The sequence below is a fragment of the Methylobacterium sp. WL119 genome (assembly GCF_008039875.1).
Taxonomy (GTDB): Bacteria; Pseudomonadota; Alphaproteobacteria; order Rhizobiales; family Beijerinckiaceae; genus Methylobacterium.
Genome location: NZ_VRUU01000193.1, coordinates 1 through 3,467, shown reverse-complemented (window position 1 = coordinate 3,467; position 3,467 = coordinate 1). Strand labels below are relative to the sequence as shown.

Annotated in this window: 3 protein-coding genes and 1 pseudogene; 2 read left to right on the top strand and 2 right to left on the bottom strand. The window is 70.7% G+C overall.

The genetic code is table 11. From position 1 onward, the window contains the following. The first annotated feature begins 154 nt into the window (after positions 1 to 154). Positions 155 to 1,366: an ABC transporter permease gene (locus tag FV227_RS28140; RefSeq protein ID WP_147729747.1), complete on the top strand. Its 1,212-nt coding sequence runs from the start codon at positions 155 to 157 to the stop codon at positions 1,364 to 1,366. A gap of 671 nt (positions 1,367 to 2,037) precedes the next feature. Further along, a complete protein-coding gene (locus FV227_RS28135) occupies positions 2,038 to 2,580 on the top strand; it encodes a MucR family transcriptional regulator (protein WP_147860436.1) in 543 nt (180 codons plus the stop codon). Between the two features lie 322 nt (positions 2,581 to 2,902). Here FV227_RS28135 and FV227_RS28130 read toward each other — a convergent pair whose 3' ends face one another. Continuing rightward, positions 2,903 to 3,232: a hypothetical protein gene (locus tag FV227_RS28130; protein WP_243984111.1), complete on the bottom strand. Its 330-nt coding sequence runs from the start codon at positions 3,230 to 3,232 to the stop codon at positions 2,903 to 2,905. A gap of 109 nt (positions 3,233 to 3,341) precedes the next feature. Further along, positions 3,342 to 3,467: pseudogene (locus tag FV227_RS28125) on the bottom strand (transglutaminase-like cysteine peptidase); the annotation flags it as partial.

Sequence of the window (3,467 nt, the reverse complement as noted above, 5' to 3'; positions counted from 1 at the left end):
GCTGCGCAGGGTCCCCTGCCCCGCACCCCAGTCGGGCCTGCCCGACTGGGGCACACGGGGTGCGGATCTCGGGCAAGCCCGAGATCCGTCGGGGGGAGGGAAATCGCGCGCACCCTACGACCCACTTCGCGCCCCACTTGCGGAGCAGCCCGCGATGAACGAGATCGCCCGGCCCCCCGAGGGCGACGCCGTGCCCGCGCCGATGCCCGGGGCGCAGCCGATCGTGCTGCGGCCGAGCGAGGGCCTGCCCGAGGCGCGGCCGCTCGCGCCCCGCCGCGGCGGGCTGTCGCCGCTCAACCGGCGCCGGCTCGAGAACTTCCGCCGCAACCGGCTCGGCTACGTCTCGTTCCTGATCTTCCTGGCGCTGTTCGTCGTCAGCCTGTTCGCCGAGATCCTGGCCAACGACCGGCCGATCGTCGCCTCCTACAAGGGCGAGTGGCTGTTCCCGGTGCTGATCGACTACCCGGAGGAGAAGTTCGGCGGCTTCCTGGCGCGGACCGACTACCGCACCCCCGAGATCGCCAGGGAGATCGCCGAGAACGGCTGGGCGATCTGGCCGCCGATCCCGTTCTCCTACGACACCATCAACGACGGGCTGCCGACGCCCTCGCCCTCGCCGCCGACCTGGATGCTCACCGACGCGCAGTGCCACGCCGCCGAGACGGTGCCGGGGAAGGGCTGCGCCAGCATTCCCTGGCACTGGCTCGGCACCGACAACACCACGCGCGACGTGCTCGCCCGCGTGATCTACGGCTTCCGCATCTCGGTGCTGTTCGGGCTGATCCTGGCCGCCGTCTCCTCGCTGATCGGCGTGGTCGCCGGCGCGGTGCAGGGCTATTTCGGCGGCTGGGTCGACCTGTCGTTCCAGCGCTTCATCGAGGTCTGGGGCGGCATCCCGACCCTCTACCTGATCATCATCATCTCGGCCTTCATCGCGCCGGGCTTCTTCGTGCTGCTCGGGATCATGCTGCTGTTCTCGTGGGTGGCGCTGGTCAGCGTGGTGCGCGCCGAGTTCCTACGCGCCCGCAACTTCGAGTACGTGCGGGCGGCCCGCGCGCTCGGCCTGTCGAACGTCCGCATCATGACGGTGCACCTGCTGCCCAACGCCATGGTGGCGACGCTGACCTTCCTGCCGTTCATCCTCAACGGCTCGATCACCACCCTGACCTCGCTCGACTTCCTCGGCTTCGGCCTGCCGCCCGGCTCGCCCTCGCTCGGCGAGCTGCTGGCCCAGGGCAAGGACAACCTCACCGCGCCCTGGCTCGGCCTGTCCGGCTTCCTGGTGATCGCCGCGATGCTGAGCCTGCTGGTCTTCGCCGGCGAGGCGGTGCGCGACGCGTTCGATCCGCGCAAGACCTTCCGCTGAGCGAACCCTGCCGCCGAGCGCGCCTGTCGGCACCGCAAGACTGTCCGTCGGCACCGGCGTCGCGCGAAGCGACTGTGTCCCGGAGATGCGCCCGCCGGCCGCGCGCCGCGAATGCCTCGCGCGAGGACCGGGCCGGCCCTCGGATGCTTGATCCCTGAGGTTCGAGCACCGTCGGCGCGGCGGGATCCTCCGGCCCGAGGCATCCGTTCCCACGCCCGGCCGCGAGAACATCATCGCGATACTTAGTATGTCTATACCGGTACGCGTGAATTCAAAATATCCCAGGCCATTGATCTTGGTGCGACACTTTTATCCACCATTGCGCAGACCTCCGGTTTGGACATAAAGCCGTCGCCCGGGCCGGCGGTCGCGCAAGACGCATCCGTCCAGCATTTGGCCCGCCCGCCCCGCCCGCGCGCGGGCGCTGTAACGGGTTCGGGCAACAGCGGAATCCCGCCCTCCGCAGTTGCAGAGATTTCGCGCGGCGCTGAGCACTGCATTGCTGCGGATGCCGGGTCGGTTGCACGGATAGCGCCGAAGCACGGCAGGCAAGATCCACACTTGTTCGTGTGTTGAGCACCGATAACCGCTCCGACATCCTTGCTTTCTCTGCCAAACATCATAATTCCTGCGGGTGGGGACCCATCAAGGAACAGGCAAGGAACGGACGTATGTCTGAAACTACACCGTCGGCACAGACCAGCAACGAGTATATCGAGCGGACCGTCGACGTCGTCGCGGCCTACGTGTCGAACAACTCCGTGCCGATCACGGAACTGCCGACGCTCATCGCCAGCATTCACGAGGCGCTGAACAACGTCGGCTCCGGAACGACCCCCGTCGCGGCCGAGACGGTCGAGAAGCCCAGCCCCGCGCAGATCCGCAAGTCGATCCGCCCCGACGGGCTGGTCAGCTTCATCGACGGCAAGTCCTACAAGACGCTGAAGCGCCACCTGACCAAGCACGGCCTCGACCCGCACAGCTACCGCGACCGCTACGGCCTGCCGGCTGACTACCCCACCACCTCGGCGAACTATTCGGCCCAGCGCTCGGCGCTCGCCAAGAGCCTCGGCCTCGGCCAGCCCGGCCGCTCGACCCCCGCCGAGGCCCCCGAGGAGGTCGAGGAGGCGGCGCCCGCCCCCGCCCGCCGCGGCCGCAAGGCTGCGACCTCCGCCGTGAAGGGCAGCCAGTCCCGCAAGGCCGACGCCGCCTGAGGCCGAGGCGGCCTCGCGCCCGCTCCGGCACGATCCGAGCCCCATCGGCAGACCCGGTCTCGCCGGAGACCTGCGTGCCGTCGGGCAGGTCGTGCCGGACGGGCGGATCGCGCCTCCCTCCGCTCCCTCTGCCTCCGCTCCCCCTCCCTCCGCTTCCCTGCGGCGCCCAACGACCGGCCCACGCCGCTCGGGCCGGCATTTGCCGGACGCGTGAGCGGGAAAGGCGCGGCGTGGCGAGCGAACCGACACCGCACGCGCGCCGCGATCCGGCGCGGCGTGCGGTGTCGTTTGCGAAGACCGTTCTCTCGAAGGATCGGCGGCGTCAGAGCGCGGCGCGCTGCCCGAGCAGCCGGGCCCGCGCCCGCGCGACCAGGGCGGCGCGGGCCTGCTCGGCGTCGTCGGCATCGAGCAGCGGCGAGGCGGCGAGGGCGGCGAGGTAGGCCCGCTCGGGCGCGCGGCAGGCGCCGATCGCCGCGTCGGCCGCCAGGAGCCGGCTTCCGATCGCGGCGCGCAGACCGAAATGCCGGTCGAGGCAGCCGTGCCAGGAGGCGTAGCGCGTCCCGGCCTCGCCGGCCCGCGCCGGCAGCACGGCGGCGAGCGCGACGAGCAGGCCCGCGGCGAGCAACGATTTCGGGATGGAACGGAACATCATGGGCGTCGGGGTGGGCGGCTCCGATCCCGGAGCGTCGCGCCGACGCGGTGAAGGTTTCATCAACGCCCCGACTGCGAGGCCATCCCGTTTCGGGACGTCGCCGCCGATCTCAGCGGTTGGCGGTGGTGACCGGGGAGGTGACGCCGCCGAGGGAGACCCAGGCGACGGCGTCCTGGCTCTCGCGCTTGATGAAGGTGTAGCCGGTGCGGTGCCAGGGCAGGATCTGGCTGGTCTT